Raw genomic sequence first — 19,231 nt, forward strand, 5'->3', positions numbered from 1 at the left:
AGGAGCGGGCCTCCTGCGCGCCGCAACACGGGAGCCCTTCGATGAACGCCATCCAGGCCGCGGCCGACCTTCTCGCGCGCGCCCGCGCCGGTGCCGCCCTGCCCGGCCTGCCGGCAGATCTGCGCCCGGTGACCATGGAGGCGGCCGAGGCCATCCAGCACGCCACGCTGGAGGCGATGCGGGAGCGCGTGGGCGGCTGGAAGATCGGCCGGCTGGAAGGGATGCCCTTCTCCGCCCCCATCCCCGCCTCCCGCCTCCTCACCGATCCCCTGCCCGGCCCGATCACCCTGCCGGTGGAGCGCTACATTGAGATGGAGTTGGCCATCCGGTTCCGCGTGGCCGTCACCCCGGCCGAGGTGATGACGCTGATCCCCGGCGACCTGACCGGCCTCGCCACCCTCGCCACGCTGTTCGAGTTCGTCAGGCCGCGCATCCCGACCTCCGGCGACGTGACGCCGTTCGACCGGATCGCCGATGCCATGGGCAATGACGGCGCGCTCGTCCGCGCCACGCTGGTGCCCTGGACGCTCACCACCATCGACATGCCGCCCACCGTCACCCTTCTCCAGGACGGCGCCGTCCTCTCGAAGCGCGAGGCCGGCGCGCATGTCGCAGCGCCCCTCGGCCCGCTGCTGGAGGCCTGGATCGAGCGCCTGCGCCGGGAAGGCCGGGGCATCGCCATGGGCGAGGTCGTGACCCTCGGCAGCCTGAGCGGAATGCCGCCCATCCCCGCCTCGGGCGCGAGCTACTTCGGCGAGATCGAGGGGTTGGAGGCGCTTCGCTGCACGGTGGCCGGCGTCTCCTGATCGGCGCTGCCGCCTTTCCCGGCCCCTTCCGCCCCGCGCATCAGGGGCACCCGGGCTAGGAGGTCGTGGTGCGCCAGCAGCTTATCCAGCAGGCGGCCCAGCAGGGCCGCCTCCCGCTCCGTCAGCGGCGCGAGGAGGGCGCGTACGGAGCGCTCGGCCGCTGGCTCGATCTCTTCCAGCAGCGCCGCGCCGCGCGGGGTGAGATTGAGGATGCGGCGCCGCCGGTCCTGACGGTCCGCGCTGCGGACGAGCAGCCCGCGCTCCTCCAGCAGGCGGACGACCATGCCGGTGGTGGAGCGGTCCAGCCCCAGCAGCTGCGCCACGCCGATCTGGTCCACCCCCGGCCGCGCGCGCAGGGCGACAAGGATGCCGTACTGCGTCGTCGTCACCTCCATCGCCCGGCACTCCCCGGCGAAGACGGAGAGCGCGATCTGGTGCGCGCGGCGCAGCCGGAAGCCCGGCCGGGCATAGAGGGCGGCGAGCGCCGTCTCCGGCGCGGCAGGCGGGTCGGCTTCGGCCGCGGTGGTCAAGGGTCCGCTCTCCTCGGGCCCGGGCAGGTTTGCCGGAAAGGCCTGCCCGGCGCCACTCCGGACTCTCAGCCCGCGGTGATCTTCGCCTCGCGGATCACCTCCGCCCAGCGGCGGTAGTCGCGCTCCACGAGCGCGCCGAAGGCCTCCGGCGTGGCCGGGCTGGGGATCATGCCCTGGGCCTTCAGCGCCTCCGCCGTGGCGGGCTCGGTCGCCCAGGCGTTCAGCGCGGCGTTCAGGGCGCGCACCATCGGTTCCGGCATGCCCGCCGGTCCCAGCAATCCGTACCAGAGGTCGGCCTGCGCGCCGCCGAACCCGGCCTCGGCCAGGGTCGGCACCTCGGGGGCGGAAGGGCTGCGCGCCTCGCTCGCCACGGCAAGCATGCGGATCTGCCCGGCCTGCACCAGCGGCAGCGCCGTGTGCACGGGCAGCACCATGGCGGCCACGCGCTTGCCCAGTAGGTCCTGGATGGCCGGGGCGGAGCCGCGATAGGGGATGTGCGTCATCTCCACCCCCGCCTTCAGCGAGAAGAGCGCCATGCCCAGGTGCTGCGGCGTTCCATTGCCGGGCGAGGCGTAGTCGATCTCCCCGGGCCGGCGCTTCGCCAGATCCGCGAAGGCCCGCGCGTCCCGCGCCGGCACGTCCGGGTTCACCACCAGCGCCAGTTCGCCGCGGGTCAGCAGGGCGATGGGCGTGAAGCCCTTCACCGGATCGTATGGCACGGTGGGAAAGAGGCTGGCGTTCATGACGAAGGTATTGGGCTGCATCATCAGCGTGCGCCCGTCCGGCGCGGCGCGGGCCACGGCCTGGGTGCCGATCAGCCCGCTGGCGCCGGCGCGGTTGTCCACCACCACTGGCTGCCCGAGGCGCGGCTGGAGGTAGGGCGAGGCCAGGCGCGCCAGGATGTCCGGCCCTGTCCCTGCCGTGTAGGGCACGATGATGGTGACGGGCCCGTCCGGCTGGCTCCCCGGCGCGATCCCCTGGGCGCTCCCCTGGGCGCTCCCTTGGGCGCTCCCTTGGGCGCGCGCGGCATGGGGGAGGAGTGGCAGGGCGGCGAGCACGGCCAGCCGGCGCCGGGCGATGGCATGGGACACGAAACGTTTCCTGGCTTGGGTGATCGGCGCCAAGCTGAGGCACCCCGGAGGCGTCCGTCAATCCGTGGCGGACGATTCAATGAGACGTCTGATGATCTGGACAGGGGGTTGGCGGCGTGGGAAGCCTCACGCCGAAACGAGCCCCCACCAGTCCGCCGGGGCCGGGAGGACATGCCATGACACAGCACGGGGACAGGACAGGGGTCGTGATCGTCGGCGGCGGCCCGGTCGGGACGGGGCTGGCCATCGCCCTGGCGCAGCGGGGCGTCGAGTCGGTCCTCGTCGAGCGGTACCGCAGCCCGCAGCCCATCCCCAAGGGCCAGAACCTGACCCAGCGGACGATGGAGCACTTCCATTTCTGGGGCGCGGAGAAGGCGCTGCGCTCCGCGCGCACCATCCCCCGGGAGTACGGGATCGGCGGGATGACCGCCTACGGCACCCTGCTCAGCGAGTATCACTACGACTGGCTCCAGCGGGAGCTGGTGCGCCCCTACTACTTCACCGACAACGAGCGCCTGCCCCAGTACGCCACGGAGGCCGTGCTGCGCGCCCGCCTGGCGGAGCTGCCGGCGGCACAGCCTCTGTACGGCTGGTCGGCCGAGGCGGTGGAGCAGGACGAGGCCGGCGTGCGCGTCACGGTCGCGGAGCGGGGCGGCGAGGCGCGGCGCGTGCTCTCCGCCGACTACGTCGTGGGCTGCGACGGCAGCCGCTCCACGGTGCGCGAGGCGGCGGGGATCACCCAGACCCGGTCCGACCACGACCGGCTGATGGTGCTGCTGGTGTTCCGCTCCCGGGGCCTGAACGAGCTTCTGCGGCGCTATCCCGGCAAGTCCTACTACAACGTGCTGCACCCGGACCTGGAGGGGTACTGGCAGTTCTTCGGCCGCGTGGACCTGGAGGGCGGCTTCTTCTTCCACGCCCCTGTCCCTGCCGGCACCACAAAGGACAGCATGGACTTCGCCGCCTACCTGCATCGCGCAGCGGGCGCGGAGTTCGACGTAGAGTTCCAGCACATCGGCTTCTGGGACCTGCGCTTCGCCATCGCGGACAGCTACCGCACGGGGCGCGCCTTCGTTGCAGGGGACGCCGCGCACAGCCACCCGCCCTATGGCGGCTACGGCATCAACACGGGGCTGGAGGACGCGGCGAACCTCGCTTGGAAGCTGGCGGCGGAGTTGCAGGGCTGGGCCGGGCCCGGCCTGCTGGACAGCTACGACGCCGAGCGCCGCCCCGTCTTCGCCTCCACCGCCGGGGACTTCATCGGCAAGTCAATCGAGGTGGATCGCGAATTCCTCGCCGCCTACGACCCGGCGCGCGACAGGGCGGGCTTCGAGGCCGAGTGGAGCGCGCGCCAGGGCGGCGCGAAATCCGAGGTGGCGTCCTTCGAGCCGAACTACGAGGGATCGCCGATCATTCCCGGCCCGCCCGGGCGCGGGCCGAGCGCCCTTGGCTCCCACACCCTAGCCGCACGGCCGGGCCACCACCTAGCGCCGCAGCCCCTGCCGGACGGCCGGAACGTCTTCGAGGCGTTGGGGCCGGGCTTCACGCTCCTCACCGCCGCCCCACAGGACGGCGCCGTGGCCGCCATGAGTGCAGATGCGGTGCGCCGGGGCATTCCTCTGAATGTCGTCACCATCGGGCCGGAGGCGCGCGAGGCCTATGGGGCGGAGGCGGTTCTCGTCCGCCCTGACCAGTTCGTCGCCTGGGCCGGCCAGGCGGCGGAGGCGGGTGACGCCCTGGAGCGCGCGACCGGCGGCTGAGGGAGTGGCGCGGCCGGGCTAGCCCCGGTCGCGCATCACCCGGGCCTTGTCCCGCTTCCAGTCGCGCTCCGCGATGGCCTGACGCTTGTCGGCCTTCGTCTTGCCCTCGGCCAGGCCGAGGGTGAGCTTGGCAACGCCGCGGTCGTTGAAGTGGATGTCCAACGGCACAAGCGTCGCGCCCTCACGCGTCACGGCGCCGGCCAGGGCCTCGGCCTGCTTCTTGTGCAGCAGCAGCTTGCGGGGGCGGCGCGGCTCGAACTTCGCCACCACCGATCCCGCCTGCCATTCCGGGATGTAGAGGTTGAAGATCCACATCTCGCCGTCGCGCTCGCCCGCCCAGGCTTCGCTCAGCGTGGCGCGCCCGGCGCGCAGGCTCTTCACCTCGGGCCCGACGAGGACCAGCCCTGCCTCGTAGGTGTCGAGGATCTTGTAGTCGAAGCGCGCCTTGCGGTTCTGCGCGGCGACGCCGTGGCTGATCAGTGCCTTCTTGCGGGGTTCCGCCATCAGTTGAGCAGCCCCACGCCGGTCATGGCCGCCCGGACGCGTGCCTTCGAGGCCTCGGCGATCGGCGCCATGGGCAGGCGGCAGAACTCGGTGCCCCGGCCCAACAGGCTCGCGGCGTACTTCACCGGGCCGGGCGAGGTCTCGCAGAACATGGCGTCGTGCAGCGGCGTCAGGCGGGTCTGGATGGCCTGCGCCTCCTTCACCCGGCCATCGGCCCAGGCGTCGTGCATCTCCCGCAGCAGCCGCGGGGCGACATTCGCCGTCACGCTGATGCAGCCCACGCCGCCGGCGGCGTTGAAGGCCAAGGCCGTGTGGTCCTCGCCGGAGAGCTGGCAGAAGTCCTCGCCGCAGGCGATGCGCGTGTGCAGCGGACGAGTCAGGTTCGCCGTCGCGTCCTTCACGCCCACGATGTTCGGGTGCTGCGCCAGCCGCGCCATCGTCTCCACGCTCATGTCGATCACGCTGCGCGGGGGAATGTTGTAGATGATCACGGGGATGTCGGCGGCGTCAGCCACCGCCTTGAAGTGCAGGTACATCCCCTCCTGCGTCGGCTTGTTGTAGTAGGGCGTCACCACCAGCACGCCGTCGGCCCCCGCCTTCTTCGCGTGCTTCGTCAGCGCCACCGCCTCCGCCGTGGAGTTGGAACCGGCGCCGGCGATCACCGGCACCTTCCCACCCGCCGCCTCGATGCACAGCTCCACCACGCGGTGGTGCTCCTCATGGGAGAGGGTCGGGCTCTCGCCGGTGGTGCCCACAGGCACCAGCCCCTGCGTTCCCTCGGCCACCTGCCAGGCAACGAGGTCCTGGAAAGCGCGCTCGTCGATCTTCCCCTCGGGCGTCATGGGCGTGATGAGGGCGACGAGCGATCCCTTGAACATGGGGCGTTTCCTGGCTGGCGGGGCGGCGGGGAAGGCTTGATGTGGGGTGCCGGCGCCCCGCGCGCCAGCATTCCCTTCCGATACAGGGCGCCCCCGCCGGGAACAAGGCCTGCCCAAAGCCCCACCCGCTGGGCGCGACAGGGGCCGCCGGACAGGTTAGAAGCGACGCCGATGCGCATTCCGGTCCGCCCGGCGGTCGCCGCCCTCCTCGCCCTCGCCGTCACGGCGGGCTCCGCCGCCGCCCAGCCCTGGGCGACCGAAGCGCAGAGAACCGCCGGCCGCGCCGCGCTGGGCCTCGCCAATGGCGGGCGCTACGCGGCGGCCGAAGCCGCCGCCGCCCAGGCCGACCCGCTGGTGCGGAAGATCGCCCTCTGGCTGCGACTGCAGGCGCGGGGCCAGGGCAGCTCGGCCGAGCTGGTGGAATGGATGGCCGCCAACCCGGACTGGCCCCTTCCCAACACCATGAATCGCCGGGCGGAGGAGGCGCTGGCCGCCGATCCGGACGATTCCCGCGCCCTGGCCCACTTCTCCCGCTTTCCCGCCACGACGCTGGACGGCGCCCAGCGCCACGCCGACGCCCTGACCCGCGCCGGAGACACGGCGGGGGCGGCCACCGTAATCCGCGGCGCCTGGACCTCCGGCCTCGGGGACGCGGCCGCCGAGAGCGGCTTCGCCGAGCGCAACGCCGCCCTGCTGACGGCGGAGGACCGCTGGCGGCGCTTCGACCGTGCCTTCCTCTCTCTCGACACCGGCGACGCCGCCCGGGCCGCGGCCTGGCTGGACCCGTCCCGCCGGGGTGTGGCCGATGCGCGCTTGGCCGTGGCCGCCGGCACGGCCCAGCCCGTGACCACCGGGGACGATCTCGGCATCCTCGCCGCCAGCGCCCGCGCGCTGCGCCGGGCGGACCGCGACGCGGAGGCCGCCGCCGCCTGGGCCGCCGCCGCCCCGCTCCAGCGCGACCTGCCGCCGGGTGCGGCGAAGGGGATCTGGACGGAGCGCCAGGTCCTCGCGCGCAAGCTCGTGCGGCTGGGGCAGGACCGGCTGGCCTACGAGGTCGCCGCCCGGCACGGCCAGACGGAGGGCGAACCGCGGTCCGAGGCGGAGTTCCTGGCCGGCTGGATCCTCCTGCGCCGGCTGAACGATCCGCTGGGGGCCGCCCGCCACTTCGCCCTGCTGGGCGATAACAGCGCCAGCATTATCACCCGCGCCCGCTCCGCCTACTGGGAGGGACGCGCGCTGGACGGCAAGGATGCCGCCCGGTCCCGCGCGCGATATGGGGAGGCGGCGACCCTCGGCACCGCCTTCTACGGGCAGCTCGCCGCGCTGGCGCTGGGCGAGGACGAGCCGCGCATCGCCGCCCGCATCCGCGCCATCGTTCCGCCGCAGCCCAGCGAGGAGGCGCGCCGCCTGTTCCAGGGCCGGGAGCTGGCGGCGGCGGCCTCGGCCCTGGCCGATCTCGGGGATTACCGCCGCGCCCGCATTTTCCTGCTGCGGATGGAGGAACTCTCCCCGGATGCCGCTGACCGGGTGCTGATCGCGCGCCACGGCATGGCGATGGGGCGGCCGGACTTCGCCGTCTGGATCGCCCGCCGGGCCGGAGCCGACGGCGTGATGCTGCTGCCGGAGGGCTGGCCCTCCCCCTACCCCGCCCCTCCCGGCGGGCTGGAGCCCGCGATCGCCAACGCCATCGCCCGGCAGGAAAGCAACTTCGATACGGAGGCCGTCTCCGGCGCCAATGCGCGCGGGCTGATGCAGCTCCTGCCCGCCACCGCGGCCGGGGTGGCCCGCAAGCTCGGGATCCCTCATCAGGTCGGGTGGCTCACCTCCGATCCCGCCCACAATATCCGGCTGGGGTCCCAGTACCTGTCGGACCAGCTGGCGCGGTTCGGCGGCAACCTGGCCTTGGCGGCCGCGGCCTACAATGCGGGCCCGGGGCGGGTGCAGGAATGGCTGGGCACCTACGGCACCCCGGGCGAGGGTGGGACCGACGTGATCGACTGGATCGAGCTGATCCCCTTCGCCGAGACGCGGAACTACGTGCAGCGGGTGGTGGAGAACGCGGTGGTCTATCGGGCGCAGGATTCGGCGGCCTCTTCGCTGCCCCACCCGCTCAAGCCCTGGATGACCGGGCCATGAGCGCGGTGATGGCACCAAGGGAGCGCAGGGTCGCCGCGCGCGACGGATTGTTGCTGCACGCGCTGGACTGGCCGGGGGATGAGGGCCGCACGCCCCTGCTCTGCCTCAGCGGCATCCTCCGCACCGCCCACGACTACGACCGCTTCGCCGCGCGCCATGCCGGCCGGCGCCGCGTGGTGGCCCTGGACTACATGGGCCATGGCGAGAGCGCCCGCGCCGGGGATATCGGCCGCTACCGGCCGGAGCGGGCGGTGAACGACGTGCTGGATGCCTGCGCCGCGCTGCACCTGCCCCGCGCCGTGGTGGTCGGCACCTCCTTCGGCGGGATCATGGCCATGATCCTCTCCGTGCTTCGCCCCACCCTGCTTCGCGGCGTGGTGCTGAACGACATCGGGCCGGTGATCGATCCGCTCGGCCTCGCGCTGGCGGGCAACTTCGCCGGGCACGACCCCGGCCTCCCCGGGATCGACGACGCGGTGGCCTATCTCCGCACCATCATGCCCCGCCTGCCCCTGGCCGATGACGAGGCGTGGCGTCACTTCGCCGGCCTCACCTATGCCCGCGGCGAGGACGGGCTGCTGCATCCCCGCTGGGACACGCGGATCGCGGAGGCGATGGAGGCCGGCGCCGCCCCGCCGGATCTCGGCCCCGTCTTCCGCGGCCTCCGCCCCATCCCCGCGATGCTCGTCTGGGGCGAGAGGAGCGAGTTCCTGGCCGCCGACACGGTGCGCGCCATGGTGCGGGAGAAGCCGGACCTCGAGCTCATCACCCTGCCCGGCGCCGGCCACGCCCCGACGTTGGAGGAGCCGGAGCTGGTGGGCCCGGTCGACGAGTTCCTGGACCGCATCCCCTGATGTCTCCCGCGATGATGGTGGCCAGCCTGTGCGGCATCGGGCGACTGCGGCCGGCGCCGGGCACCTGGGGCTCGGCCGTGGTGCTTCCCGCCGCGCTGCTGGGGCCGGGCCCGTGCCTGGCGCTGGGGATCGCCTTCTCCCTCGCCGGCCTCTGGGCCGTCTCCCGCCTGCCGGAAGCGCGGGAAGACCCGGGCTGGGTAGTGGCGGACGAGGCGGCCGGGCAGTGCCTGGCGCTCGCGGCGCTGCCGGCCGGCGCCTCGCTCTGGTGGGTGCTGCTGGCCTTTGCGCTGTTCCGGGCCGCCGATATCGTGAAGCCCGGCCCGGTCGGCTGGGCCGATCGCCGCGGGGGGGTGCTCGGCGTGATGCTGGACGACGTGCTGGCCGGGATCCTGGCCGCGGCGGTGCTGGGTCTGCTTCGCTCGCTCGGGGGATTCGCCTGATGCTGCCCGCCACCACCATCGCCCTCGCCGCCACCCTGCTCTCCGCCCTGCGCGAGCGGGGCATGGTCGCCGCGACGGCCGAATCCTGCACCGGCGGCCTCGTCGCGGCCGCGCTCACGGCCGTGCCCGGCTCCTCCGACGCAGTGCAGGGCGGCCTCGTCACCTATTCCAACGCGATGAAGATGCGGCTTCTCGGCGTGCCGGAAGGGGTCATCACCCGCCATGGCGCCGTCTCCGCGGAGTGCGCGCGCGCGATGGCCGAGGGCGCGCTGCGCGCCGCGGAGGCGGGGCTCGCCATCGCCACCACGGGCATCGCGGGCCCGGGCGGCGGCAGCGCGGAGAAGCCCGTGGGCCTCGTCTTCATCGCCGTTGCATCGGGCGGCGGCGACGTGGCGGTGCGCCGCTGCCTCTTCCCTGGAGACCGCGACGCCGTGCGGGCCGCGACGGTGGAGGTGGCTTTGCAGATGGCGCTGAGCGTGACGAGCGGGGATCGGCGTGCAAAAACCGGCGAAACCGGACAACATTAATGTCACTGTTGCATCCGTCGCACTACAAACTCGGTATGGTGGCACCGCTTGGTAGCTACGCCCGCCACACGCGAGTGGCCGCGGACAATGTAAGGGGGAAGGTGATGAGGCAGCACGCGACAGGTCCGGGTCCCGTCACGGGACATCGAGCGCCACGCGCATGACTCTGACTGTCCGTGCCGTCGGCCCTTCAGATGTCCAGGGGCTCGCCGCTCTGCTTTCCGAGATGCAGGCTTATTACGGCGCCCCCGTTCCGATGGATGACGCGCTGGAGGCCGCGGGCCAGCTCTGCACCCTGCCGCCGGAGGGTTTCAATCCCCGCACCATCCTGGCGATGGACGGGGAGACGGCGATTGGCTCCTGCGTGCTGAACGTGATGCTGCCAGCGGCGGAGCTGCGCCGCTCCCTCTACATCCGGGACCTCTTCGTCTCCGCCAGGTCGCGCCGCCGGGGTGTCGGGCGCGCCCTCGTCGCGGGCGCGGCCCGGCTGGTGCGGGAGGGCGGCTTCTGCGCCCTGGACTGGACCACGGACTCGCAGAACCTGCCGGCCCGCCGCCTCTACGACAGGGCCGGCGGCCGGGTGCTCGGCCGCACCTACTACCGGATCGAGCACAACGCGCTGGGCACGCTGCTGGACGAGGAGATCCTCGCCCTCAGCCGCGCAGCAGGCGGCGGATAGCCCCCAGCGCCTCGTCGATCATCGGCGCGGCCACGTCCAAGTGGGTGCAGGCGCGCAGGCGCCCGCCCAGGCCGCTGACCGCGATCCCCTCGCCGCGCAGCGCCGCCTGTAGCGCGGCCGGGGCCATGCCGGCGCCGGTGGGATCGAAGAAGACGAGGTTGGTGTCCGGCTCCTCCACCACCACGCCATCGATCCCGCGCAGCCCGGCGGCGAGTGCCTTCGCATTGGCGTGGTCCTCCGCCAGCCGGTCCACGTTGTGATTGAGGGCGTAGAGGCAGGCGGCCGCGCAGATGCCGGCCTGGCGCATGGAGCCGCCCAGGCGCTGCTTCCAGCGCCAGGCGCGCTCGATGAACTCGTGGGATCCGGCGAGCACGGCACCGAGCGGCGCGCCCAGGCCCTTGGTGAAGTCCAGCCACACGCTGTCGAAGCCCGCGCACATCTCGGCGGCGGGGATGCCGGAGGCCACGCAGGCATTCATCAGCCGCGCCCCGTCCATGTGGGTGGACCAGCCCTGCTCCCGCGCGATGCCCGTCAACTCCGTCAGCGTCGCCAGCGGCCAGACGGCGCCGCCGCCGATGTTGGCGGTCTGCTCGATCTCCAGCAGGGTCTGCTCCGGCGCGTGCCGCGTGCGCGGCCGGATGGCGGCGCGCAGCGTGTCGGCGTCGAACATGCCGCGCGGGCCGCGCAGCGGCTGGATCTGCACCCCGGCGATGGCGGCGTGGGTGCCCGCCTCGCTCGTCAGGATATGCGCCGTCTCGTGCGCCAGCACCTCGTCGCCGTTACGGCAGTGCACGTTGACGGCGATCACGTTGGCCATGGTGCCGGAAGGCAGGTAGACCGCCGCCTCCTTCCCCAGCAGCGCCGCCATGCGGTCGCAGAGCGCGTGGACGGTGGGGTCGTCCCCGTGCTGCTCGTCGCCAACCTCGGCCTCCATCATCGCCGCCTTCATGGCGGTGGATGGGCGGGTCTGCGTGTCGGAGTAGAGGTTGATGCGGACGGGCGGCGCGCCAGGGGCCGGGCGCTCAGGGATCTGAACCATGGGGCAGAGCTTGCCAGCGCGCGCGCGATATGGCCAGGACGGGCCCTGTACTGACGGGGGATCGGACTTGGCCGGGAATGCGGATGCCTCGGCGCGTCTCCGGCTCGTCCTGCCCATCGCGCTCGGCCTCTCCGTGCTGGCAGCGGCCGCGCTGGTCTTCCGCTACGGCCACTACCCTTCAGCCGCCGATTCCTGGTCCTACGGCTTCTACGCCTTCCGGTTCCGCATGCACGGGCCGCTCCACGACTTCGGTACCGTGCGGACTTACGGCTATCCGCTGCTCCTGCTGCCCCTCACCTTCCTCTCGGGCTACGAGCCCGCGCGGCTCGCCGCCATCGCGGGAAGCGTGCAGTACGCGCTCTACGTGGCCGCCTGCCTCTGGCTTGCCGCGGGGCTCCGCCGCACCTCGCCGCGATGGGCGCTGGCCACCGCCCTTGCACTGCTGCTCGGGCCGCTCGGGCTGGCGCTCGTTACCGATGTCCTGACGGAGGCGCCTTCCCTCATCGTCACCGTGCTGCTCGCCGGGTTAGCGGTGCGCCTGGACGGCCCCTACGCCGCGGGGCGGACAGAGGCGGCCCTTGTGATCGGGGGCGCGCTGGCGGGCTTCGCCCTGATGGTGCGCCCGGCGAACCTGCCGCTTCTCCTCGCGTGGAACGGCGCGGTCGGGCTGGGGCTGCTTCTCGCTCCCGGCTGGGCGGCCCATCGCGGGCGGCTGCTCGCGGCCACCATCAGCGGCGGGCTTTTCGGCGCCGCGAGCTGGCTACCGCAGTTCCTTTACAACTGGCATGTGCTGGGGGAGCCGGGCGTACTGCCAGCCTGCCGGCTCGGCGGCTTTCAGGTGACCTTCGGCGCGCTCGTCTGGAAGTACGATACGGTCATGGGGCTGGGTGCGGCCGCGGGCGGTTGGTACACGCCGAACCCGCTCTTCTCCGGGCATCTGGAAGCGGGAGAGGGCTGGGCCTGGTACTTCGCCCACCCCTTCAGGGCAGCGGCGACGATGCTGGCACACCTGTTCCTCTCCTTCGATGTTCGGAGCCCCTTCGTGTACCTCTACGACCGGCTGCCCTGGTACGGGCCCCTGGTTCGCCCCCTCTACTGGGCCGCGACCGTGCTGGCCGCGTTCCGCATCGCAGGCTTGGCGGGCCACGCCATCCGGGAGAGGCGGTGGTCCGTCACGCCAGCCTTCCTGTCTATGGCCTGCGGGGCCATCCTGGCGATCAACGCGATCTCGGCGATCGAGACCCGGTTCAACGCCATCCCGCTCGCCGTGGCGATGGTGGTCGCGGCGGAGGCATTGCTGGCGCTCCACGAGGGGCACCTGCGCTGGGGCTGGGGCCGCTGGGGCGCCATCGCGGCCCTGGCCCTGCTGTTGACGGGCGCGGGGAGTTGGGTGGAGCGGACGGGCAGCGCCAGCCTGCCCCCCGCCTCCAGCTTCAACCTGCCCCGAAGCCTGCGCTGCGTCCTGACCGCGGAGTCGGAGCAGATGGGCGACCCGGAGGTGATGCGCCGCCACGACGAGGAGATGGCCGCCCGGCGCGCGACGCCGTAGCGAGCCTTCAGGAGGTGGCGTTCGCCGGGCGCCCGCCCGGCCTCTCCCGCCGGTAGAGCATCATCGCCCGCCGTTCGAAGGCGCGGACCATCAGCCGCACCGCCTCGTTGAACACGGTGCCGATCACCGCCTGAAGAAGGCGGGACTTGAACTCGAAGTCCACGAAGAACTTCACCTCGCAGCCGCCCTCGACGGGGGAGAAGTTCCAGTGATTGTTCAGGTAGCGGAAGGGGCCGGTCAGGTACTCCACGTGCACGTGGCGCGGCCGGTCCAGCGTCACCCGGCTGCGGAAGGTCTCGCGGAACATCTTGAAGCCGATCGTGAGGTCCGCGATCAGCTCATTCTCCGTCTTGGACACAACCTGGGCGCCGACGCACCAGGGCAGGAACTCCGGGTAGCGGCGCACATCGGCCACAAGGTCGAACATCTGCTCCGGCGTGTAGGGCAGACGCTTGGTCTCGGCATGGGTGGGCATCTCAGGCGGCGCGGCCCAGCCTGGCTTCGCGCGCCGCCCGCAACTCCGCGAAGTCCTTGTCCGCGTGGTAGGAGGAGCGGGTGAGCGGCGTGGCGGAGACGAGCAGGAAGCCCTTCGCCCGGGCCAGCCGCGCGTAGTCCTCGAACTCGACCGGCTCCACGAAGCGGTCCACCGCCGCGTGCTTCACCGTGGGCTGCAGGTACTGCCCGATCGTCAGGAAATCGATCTCGGCGGACCGCATGTCGTCCATCACCTGCAGCACCTCGCCCCGCGCCTCGCCCAGCCCGACCATCACGCCGGACTTGGTGAAGATGCCGGGATCCAGCCGCTTCACCTCGTCCAGCAGGCGCAGGGAATGGAAGTAACGCGCGCCGGGCCGGATGGTCGGGTAGAGGCGCGGCACTGTCTCGAGATTGTGGTTGAACACGTCCGGCCGGGCGGCCACCACGACCTCCAGCGCCCCGTCCTTTCGCAGGAAGTCCGGAGTCAGGATCTCGATTGTGGTCTCCGGCGCCGCGGCGCGGATGGCGGCGATGGTCTGCGCGAAGTGCTGCGCGCCGCCATCCTTCAAGTCGTCCCGGTCCACGGAGGTGATGACGACGTGGCGCAGGCCGAGCGCCGCCACCGCCTCGCCCACCCGGCGCGGCTCGTCCGCGTCCAGGGACTTGGGCATGCCCGTGGTGATGTTGCAGAAGGAGCAGGCGCGCGTGCAGATCTCGCCCATGATCATCATGGTGGCGTGGCGCTGGGACCAGCACTCCCCGATATTCGGGCAGGCCGCCTCCTCGCAGACCGTGACGAGCTTCTGCTCCCGCATCAGGTTGCGGGTCTCGTGGTAAATCGGGTGGTTCGGCGCCTTCACCCGGATCCAGTCCGGCTTGCGCTTGATGGGGTTGTCCGGCCGGTTTGCCTTCTCGGGATGCCGTAGCGGCGCCGGGGCCGCGCTGGGTACGATCCGGGCGATGTGGGCGGGCAGGACGGCTTCAGACGCGGGGGCCGCCAGGCTGGCGCCCTGAATGCCTCCCTGGATGCCTCCCTGGGGGCCTCCTTGGGCGCCGCCGGCGCGGTGATCCACCAGGATGCGGGTGGCCATATGGATTCTGTCCTTCGGCCGCGCCCCTTGGCGGGGGCGCGGCGATAGGGGTGCGGGGTCTTGCCCCTAGATGTGGATCACCCGGCCGTAGGCATCAAGGACGGCCTCGTGCATCGCCTCGGAGACGGTGGGATGCGGGAAGATCGTGTGCATCAGCTCGGCCTCGGTGGTCTCGAGGGTCCGGGCGATGGTGTAGCCCTGGATCATCTCCGTCACCTCCGGGCCGACCATGTGGGCGCCCAGCAGCTCCCCGGTCTTGGCGTCGAACACGGTCTTGATCAGCCCTTCCGGCTCGCCCATGGCGATGGCCTTGCCGTTGCCGATGAAGGGGAAGCGCCCCACCCGCACCTCGTGCCCGGCCTCCTTGGCCTTCGCCTCGGTCAGCCCCACGCTCGCCACCTGCGGGCGGCAATAGGTGCAGCCCGGGACGTTCATCGCCTCCAGCGGGTGCGGGTGCATCCCCGCGATGTGCTCCACGGCGATAATCGCCTCGTGGCTCGCCTTGTGGGCCAGCCAGGGGGCGCCCGCCAGGTCGCCGATGGCGTAGACCCCCGGCTCGCCGGTCCGGCACATCTCGTCGATCAGCACATGGGTGCGCTCGACCTTCACCTTCGTGCCCTCGAGGCCGATATCCTCGACGTTGCCGACGATGCCGACGGCGGAGATCAGCCGGTCCGCCGTGATTTCCTGCATCTTGCCGCCTGCCTCGACGGAAACGGTCACAGAGTTCCCGTTCTTCGTGATCTTGCCGATCTTGGCCGAGGTGAGGACATTCATCTTCTGCTTCGTGAAGGACTTCTGCACGAAGGTGCTGATCTCCGCGTCCTCCACCGGCAGGATGCGGTCCAACACCTCGATGAGCGTCACCTGGGCGCCCATGTTGAGGTAGAAGCTGGCGAACTCGCTACCGATCGCACCCGATCCGATCACGATGAGGCTCTTCGGCATGGTGTCCGGCACCAGCGCCTCGCGGTAGGACCAGATCAGCTTCCCGTCCGGCTCCATCCCCGGCAGCACGCGGGCGCGGGCGCCGGTGGCGAGGATGATGTTCTTCGCGGCCAGCTCCGCCACCGGCTTGCCGTCCTTGGAAACGGAGAGCTTGCCCGGGCCGGCCAGCTTCGCGTGGCCGTCATAAACGGTGATCTTGTTCTTCTTCATCAGCCCCTTCACGCCGCCGGAGAGCTGTCCGGCGACCGCGCGGGACCGCTTGATCACCTTGGCGAAGTCGAAGCGGATGTTGTCCGCGGCGAAGCCGTAGGCATCCAGCGTGTGCAGCAGGTGGTTGATCTCGCTGGCGCGCAGCAGGGCCTTGGTCGGGATGCAGCCCCAGTTGAGGCAGATGCCGCCGAGATTCTCGCGCTCCACCAGCGCGACCTTCATCTTCAGCTGCGCGGCGCGGATCGCGGCCACGTAGCCGCCGGGCCCACCGCCCACCACCACCAGGTCGAATTGGTCGGCCATGCGGGCCTCCTCCGTGGCGCTCTCGCGCAGATTGCGTCTCAGCCGGCGGGTCGCCCCGCCAAAGTCACGCGGCCAGGGCCCTGAGAGCGTCACCGCTCAGGCGCTGGCCCATCCACTCATCCTTCGTGTCGGCGCCCAGGCCGCGGTAGAAGTCGATGGACGGCTTGTTCCAGTCCAGCACCTGCCAATCCAGCCGCGTCCACCCCTCCGCCACCGCGCGCCGGGCGAGGTAGCGGAAGAAGGCCTTGCCGATACCCAGGCCGCGATGGCCGGGCTCGACGAAGATGTCCTCCAGGTAGATGCCTGGCTTGCCGGTGAAGGTGCTGACGTTGTTGAACCACAGCGCCTGCCCGACCACGCGGCCGTCCACCTCCGCCAGCACGGCGTGCAGCAGCGGCCCCTCCCCGAAGAGCAGGGTCCGGAAGTCCTCCTCCGTGCCCACCGCTTCGTCCAGCAGGCGCTCGTAGTCGGCCAGCTCGCGGACGAGGCGCACCACCTCCGGCACGTCGGCCGGGGTGGCGTCCCTCAGGATGAAGCGCTGCTCCCCACTCACAGCATCAGGCTCAGCGGGTCCTCGACGATCGACTTGAAGGTCGAGACCCACTCGGCCGCCAGCGCGCCGTCGATGGCGCGATGATCGACCGAGAGCGTCACCGTCATCACCGTCGCGACCACAACCTGGTCGCCCTTCACCACCGGCCGCTTCTCGCCGGCCGAGACCGCGAGGATGCCGGCCTGCGGCGGGTTGATGATGGCGGAGAAATTGGACACCCCGAACATGCCCATGTTCGAGATGGAGAAGCCGCCGCCCTGGAACTCCTCCGGCTTCAGCTTGCCGGACTTGGCGCGGGAGGCGAGGTCCTTCATCTCGTTGGAGATGGTGGCCAGGCCCTTCTGGTCGGCCTTGCGGATGATCGGCGTGATCAGCCCGTCGGGGATGGAGACGGCGATGCTGATGTCCACGTCGTCGTAGAGGACCATCCCCTCGTCGGTCCAGGTGGCGTTGGTGCTCGGCAGCTTCCGCAGCGTGGCGGCGGCCGCCTTGATCACCAGGTCGTTCACAGAGAGCTTATAGGCCCCGGCGCCATCCTTCGGGGAACGTGCGTTCAGGTCCGCGCGCAGCTTCAGCAGGGCGTCCAGCTCCACGTCGATGGAGACGTAGAAGTGCGGGACGGTCTGCTTGGACTCCGACAGGCGGCGCGCGATGACCTTCCGCATCGAGGAGTGCGGCACCACCTTGTGCGGCGCCGTGATGGCGGGCGCGGCGGGCTTGGGCGCGGGCTTCGGCGCCTCGGCGGCAGCCGGCGCAGCGGCGGCGGGCTGGGCCTGCGGGGCCGCGGCCGGCTTCGGGGCAGCCTGGGCGGCCTCGATGTCCGACTTCACGATCCGCCCGTTCGGGCCGGAGCCCTTCACGGAACCCAGGTCGATCCCGGCCTGCTGCGCCATGCGGCGTGCGAGCGGCGAGGCGAAGACCCGCCCCCCCTGCCCGCCCGACGGCGTGGAGGCCGGGGCGGGCTGGTTCTGCCCCGAGGGCACCGGCGCGGAAACCGGCTGCTCCGCCGCCCCCGCCACCTTGCCGCCGGCGGCCTGCACCGCCTCCAGCGCCGGGCTGCCGGAGGGAGAGGGGTTCGGGCCAGCATCGCCACCCGACTTGGCGGCCGGGGCCGCGGTGCCGGCATCCGCCGGAACCGCCTCCCCTTCCTCCACCATCACGCCGATGGGCTGGTTGACCTTCACGCCCTCGGTCCCGTCGGGAACGAGGATCTTGCCGAGGATGCCCTCATCCACGGCCTCGAACTCCATCGTGGCCTTGTCGGTCTCGATCTCGGCGATGATGTCGCCGGACTTGATCGCCTCGCCCTCCTTCTTGAGCCAGCGGGCAAGCGTCCCTTCCGTCATCGTCGGCGAAAGGGCGGGCATCAGGATGTTGGTGGCCATGTGCCGCGCCCCTTACTTGTAGGTGACTTTGCGCGCCGCCTCGACCACCTGCGCCACCGTGGGCAGCGCCAGCTTCTCGAGGTTCGCGGCGTAAGGCATCGGCACGTCCAGGCCGGCGACGCGGACCGGGGGCGCGTCCAGGTAGTCGAAGGCTCCCTCGATCACCTGCATCGCCACCTCGCCGCCGACATTGGCGAAGGCCCAGCCCTCCTCGACCGTGACAAGGCGATTGGTCTTCTTCACCGAGTTCAGCACGGTCTCGATGTCCAGCGGGCGGATGGTGCGGAGGTTGATCACCTCGGCCTCGATCCCGGCCTTCGCCATCTCCTCCGCCGCCTGCATCGCCAGCCCCACCATGATGGAGTAGGCGACGATCGTGACGTCTTTGCCCTCGCGCTCCACCTTCGCCTTGCCGATCGGCAGGATGAAGTCCTCCGCCGTGGGGCACTCGAAGGTCTGGCCGTAGAGGATCTCGTTCTCGAGGAACACGACGGGGTTCGGGTCGCGGATCGCGGCCCGCAGCAGCCCCTTCGCGTCCGCCGAAGACCAGGGCGCGATCACCTTCAGCCCGGGGACGTGCGCGTACCAGGAGGTGTAGTCCTGGCTGTGCTGCGCCGCCACGCGGGCCGCGGCGCCGTTCGGGCCGCGGAACACGATCGGCGAGCCGAGCTGGCCGCCGGACATGTACAGCGTCTTCGCCGCGGAGTTGATGATGTGGTCGATGGCCTGCATGGAGAAGTTGAAGGTCATGAACTCGACGATCGGCTTCAGCCCAGCCAGCGCCGCGCCGACCGCCATGCCGGTGAAGCCGTACTCGGTGATCGGCATGTCCAGCACGCGCTTCGGGCCGAACTCGTCCAGCAGGCCCTGGGAGATCTTGTAGGCACCCTGGTACTGGGCGACCTCCTCACCCATCAGGAACACGTCCTTGTCGGCGCGCATCTCCAGCGCCATCGCGTCGCGCAGCGCCTCGCGCACCGTGATCGCCTTGGTCGGGCCCCAGTCCTTCTCGGGCTCGGAGGAGGGCGCCTTGGGCTGCGCGTCCACGCCCTCGCGCTCCTGCGCGCCCTTGGCGGCCACCTGCGCGTGGTCCTCGGCGGCCTTGGCCACCTGACCCACCGAACCGCCCTGCTGCGTGGCGTTGGATTCGGGCTGCTGCGGGGTGGCGGGCTTGCTGCCCTGCGCGTTCGCCGGGGTGGAGGTGTCGCCGGCCGGGGCCGCGCTGCCATCGCCGCCGTCCAGCTCGGCGATGGCGGCGTTCACCTGCACGCCCTCCGTGCCTTCGGCGACGAGGATCTTGGTGATCGTCCCCTCGTCCACGGCCTCCACCTCCATGGTGGCCTTGTCGGTCTCGATCTCGGCGAGCACGTCGCCGGACTTCACCGCATCGCCTTCCTTCTTCAGCCAGCGGCTGAGCTTGCCCTCCGTCATCGTCGGGGAGAGGGCGGGCATCAGGATCGTCGCGCCCATC

General features: G+C 71.6%; 19 protein-coding genes. 8 read left to right on the plus strand and 11 right to left on the minus strand.

The window, feature by feature from the left end:
- Positions 1-41 precede the first annotated feature (41 nt).
- Positions 42-806, plus strand: coding sequence for a hypothetical protein (locus NRP21_RS00245; RefSeq protein ID WP_257714163.1), 765 nt, complete (start codon positions 42-44; stop codon positions 804-806).
- Here NRP21_RS00245 and NRP21_RS00250 read toward each other — a convergent pair.
- Together NRP21_RS00250 and NRP21_RS00255 are read right to left on the minus strand one after the other, a co-directional pair.
- A complete protein-coding gene (locus NRP21_RS00250; RefSeq protein ID WP_257714164.1) occupies positions 746-1,336 on the minus strand; it encodes a MarR family winged helix-turn-helix transcriptional regulator in 591 nt (196 codons plus the stop codon). The genes NRP21_RS00245 and NRP21_RS00250 overlap by 61 nt on opposite strands.
- A gap of 65 nt (positions 1,337-1,401) precedes the next feature.
- Entirely contained in the window at positions 1,402-2,427 is a 1,026-nt protein-coding gene (locus NRP21_RS00255) for a tripartite tricarboxylate transporter substrate binding protein (protein WP_257714165.1), read from the minus strand.
- A 176-nt stretch (positions 2,428-2,603) separates the two neighbouring features.
- Between NRP21_RS00255 and NRP21_RS00260 the strand changes: the two genes are divergently transcribed.
- Entirely contained in the window at positions 2,604-4,187 is a 1,584-nt protein-coding gene (locus tag NRP21_RS00260; protein WP_257714166.1) for an FAD-dependent monooxygenase, read from the plus strand.
- Between the two features lie 18 nt (positions 4,188-4,205).
- Here NRP21_RS00260 and smpB read toward each other — a convergent pair whose 3' ends face one another.
- On the minus strand, positions 4,206-4,691 hold the full coding sequence (gene smpB / locus NRP21_RS00265) for an SsrA-binding protein SmpB (protein ID WP_257714167.1): 486 nt from the start codon (positions 4,689-4,691) through the stop codon (positions 4,206-4,208).
- Positions 4,691-5,569 (minus strand): 4-hydroxy-tetrahydrodipicolinate synthase, encoded by an 879-nt coding sequence (gene dapA, locus NRP21_RS00270; protein ID WP_257714168.1) that lies wholly within the window; start codon positions 5,567-5,569, stop codon positions 4,691-4,693. Before dapA ends, smpB begins: the two co-directional genes overlap by 1 nt.
- A gap of 171 nt (positions 5,570-5,740) precedes the next feature.
- On the opposite strand from dapA, the gene NRP21_RS00275 reads away from it, so the two are divergent.
- The 5 genes from NRP21_RS00275 (at position 5,741) to NRP21_RS00295 (ending at position 10,205) form a co-directional block, all read left to right on the plus strand.
- Positions 5,741-7,705, plus strand: a complete 1,965-nt coding sequence (locus NRP21_RS00275; RefSeq protein WP_257714169.1) for a lytic transglycosylase domain-containing protein — start codon at positions 5,741-5,743, stop codon at positions 7,703-7,705.
- The gene (locus NRP21_RS00280) at positions 7,702-8,559 is read left to right on the plus strand and encodes an alpha/beta fold hydrolase (RefSeq protein ID WP_257714170.1); all 858 of its coding nucleotides are present in this window, start codon (positions 7,702-7,704) and stop codon (positions 8,557-8,559) included. Before NRP21_RS00275 ends, NRP21_RS00280 begins: the two co-directional genes overlap by 4 nt.
- Entirely contained in the window at positions 8,559-8,999 is a 441-nt protein-coding gene (locus tag NRP21_RS00285; RefSeq protein ID WP_257714171.1) for a phosphatidylglycerophosphatase A family protein, read from the plus strand. Before NRP21_RS00280 ends, NRP21_RS00285 begins: the two co-directional genes overlap by 1 nt.
- The gene (locus NRP21_RS00290; protein WP_257714172.1) at positions 8,999-9,526 is read left to right on the plus strand and encodes a CinA family protein; all 528 of its coding nucleotides are present in this window, start codon (positions 8,999-9,001) and stop codon (positions 9,524-9,526) included. Before NRP21_RS00285 ends, NRP21_RS00290 begins: the two co-directional genes overlap by 1 nt.
- 160 nt (positions 9,527-9,686) lie before the next feature.
- Positions 9,687-10,205: a GNAT family N-acetyltransferase gene (locus tag NRP21_RS00295; protein ID WP_257714173.1), complete on the plus strand. Its 519-nt coding sequence runs from the start codon at positions 9,687-9,689 to the stop codon at positions 10,203-10,205.
- Here NRP21_RS00295 and NRP21_RS00300 read toward each other — a convergent pair.
- The gene (locus tag NRP21_RS00300; protein ID WP_257714174.1) at positions 10,180-11,244 is read right to left on the minus strand and encodes a threonine aldolase family protein; all 1,065 of its coding nucleotides are present in this window, start codon (positions 11,242-11,244) and stop codon (positions 10,180-10,182) included. The two genes, NRP21_RS00295 and NRP21_RS00300, sit on opposite strands and share 26 nt — an antisense overlap.
- Before the next feature lie 67 nt (positions 11,245-11,311).
- Here NRP21_RS00300 and NRP21_RS00305 point away from each other — a divergent pair, with 67 nt between their 5' ends.
- Positions 11,312-12,793 (plus strand): hypothetical protein, encoded by a 1,482-nt coding sequence (locus NRP21_RS00305; protein WP_257714175.1) that lies wholly within the window; start codon positions 11,312-11,314, stop codon positions 12,791-12,793.
- A gap of 7 nt (positions 12,794-12,800) precedes the next feature.
- Here NRP21_RS00305 and NRP21_RS00310 read toward each other — a convergent pair whose 3' ends face one another.
- From NRP21_RS00310 to NRP21_RS00335, 6 genes are all read right to left on the minus strand, one after another.
- Entirely contained in the window at positions 12,801-13,268 is a 468-nt protein-coding gene (locus NRP21_RS00310) for a type II toxin-antitoxin system RatA family toxin (protein WP_257714176.1), read from the minus strand.
- 1 nt (position 13,269) lies between these two features.
- Positions 13,270-14,361 (minus strand): lipoyl synthase, encoded by a 1,092-nt coding sequence (lipA, locus tag NRP21_RS00315; protein WP_257714177.1) that lies wholly within the window; start codon positions 14,359-14,361, stop codon positions 13,270-13,272.
- 66 nt (positions 14,362-14,427) lie between these two features.
- Complete coding sequence (lpdA, locus tag NRP21_RS00320; RefSeq protein WP_257714178.1) at positions 14,428-15,822, minus strand: dihydrolipoyl dehydrogenase; 1,395 nt, start codon at positions 15,820-15,822, stop codon at positions 14,428-14,430.
- A 64-nt stretch (positions 15,823-15,886) separates the two neighbouring features.
- A complete protein-coding gene (locus tag NRP21_RS00325) occupies positions 15,887-16,375 on the minus strand; it encodes a GNAT family N-acetyltransferase (protein WP_257714179.1) in 489 nt (162 codons plus the stop codon).
- A complete protein-coding gene (locus NRP21_RS00330; RefSeq protein WP_257714180.1) occupies positions 16,372-17,760 on the minus strand; it encodes a pyruvate dehydrogenase complex dihydrolipoamide acetyltransferase in 1,389 nt (462 codons plus the stop codon). The genes NRP21_RS00325 and NRP21_RS00330 overlap by 4 nt, the downstream gene beginning before the upstream one ends.
- A gap of 12 nt (positions 17,761-17,772) precedes the next feature.
- Positions 17,773-19,230 (minus strand): pyruvate dehydrogenase complex E1 component subunit beta, encoded by a 1,458-nt coding sequence (locus NRP21_RS00335; protein ID WP_257714181.1) that lies wholly within the window; start codon positions 19,228-19,230, stop codon positions 17,773-17,775.
- Between the last annotated feature and the right edge of the window lies 1 nt (position 19,231).

Source organism: Roseomonas populi (assembly GCF_024594815.1).
GTDB lineage: Bacteria > Pseudomonadota > Alphaproteobacteria > Acetobacterales > Acetobacteraceae > Roseomonas > Roseomonas populi.

Bases quoted from the DNA above. Each gene is read 5' to 3' on its own strand.
- NRP21_RS00245 (WP_257714163.1), top strand. From the start codon at position 42: ATGAACGCCATCCAGGCCGCGGCCGACCTTCTCGCGCGCGCCCGCGCC.
- NRP21_RS00260 (WP_257714166.1), top strand. From the start codon at position 2,604: ATGACACAGCACGGGGACAGGACAGGGGTCGTGATCGTCGGCGGCGGC.
- smpB (WP_257714167.1), bottom strand. From the start codon at position 4,691: ATGGCGGAACCCCGCAAGAAGGCACTGATCAGCCACGGCGTCGCCGCG.
- dapA (WP_257714168.1), bottom strand. From the start codon at position 5,569: ATGTTCAAGGGATCGCTCGTCGCCCTCATCACGCCCATGACGCCCGAG.
- NRP21_RS00275 (WP_257714169.1), top strand. From the start codon at position 5,741: ATGCGCATTCCGGTCCGCCCGGCGGTCGCCGCCCTCCTCGCCCTCGCC.
- NRP21_RS00280 (WP_257714170.1), top strand. From the start codon at position 7,702: ATGAGCGCGGTGATGGCACCAAGGGAGCGCAGGGTCGCCGCGCGCGAC.
- NRP21_RS00285 (WP_257714171.1), top strand. From the start codon at position 8,559: ATGTCTCCCGCGATGATGGTGGCCAGCCTGTGCGGCATCGGGCGACTG.
- NRP21_RS00290 (WP_257714172.1), top strand. From the start codon at position 8,999: ATGCTGCCCGCCACCACCATCGCCCTCGCCGCCACCCTGCTCTCCGCC.
- NRP21_RS00295 (WP_257714173.1), top strand. From the start codon at position 9,687: ATGACTCTGACTGTCCGTGCCGTCGGCCCTTCAGATGTCCAGGGGCTC.
- NRP21_RS00300 (WP_257714174.1), bottom strand. From the start codon at position 11,244: ATGGTTCAGATCCCTGAGCGCCCGGCCCCTGGCGCGCCGCCCGTCCGC.
- NRP21_RS00310 (WP_257714176.1), bottom strand. From the start codon at position 13,268: ATGCCCACCCATGCCGAGACCAAGCGTCTGCCCTACACGCCGGAGCAG.
- lipA (WP_257714177.1), bottom strand. From the start codon at position 14,361: ATGGCCACCCGCATCCTGGTGGATCACCGCGCCGGCGGCGCCCAAGGA.
- lpdA (WP_257714178.1), bottom strand. From the start codon at position 15,822: ATGGCCGACCAATTCGACCTGGTGGTGGTGGGCGGTGGGCCCGGCGGC.
- NRP21_RS00330 (WP_257714180.1), bottom strand. From the start codon at position 17,760: ATGGCCACCAACATCCTGATGCCCGCCCTTTCGCCGACGATGACGGAA.
- NRP21_RS00335 (WP_257714181.1), bottom strand. From the start codon at position 19,230: ATGGGCGCGACGATCCTGATGCCCGCCCTCTCCCCGACGATGACGGAG.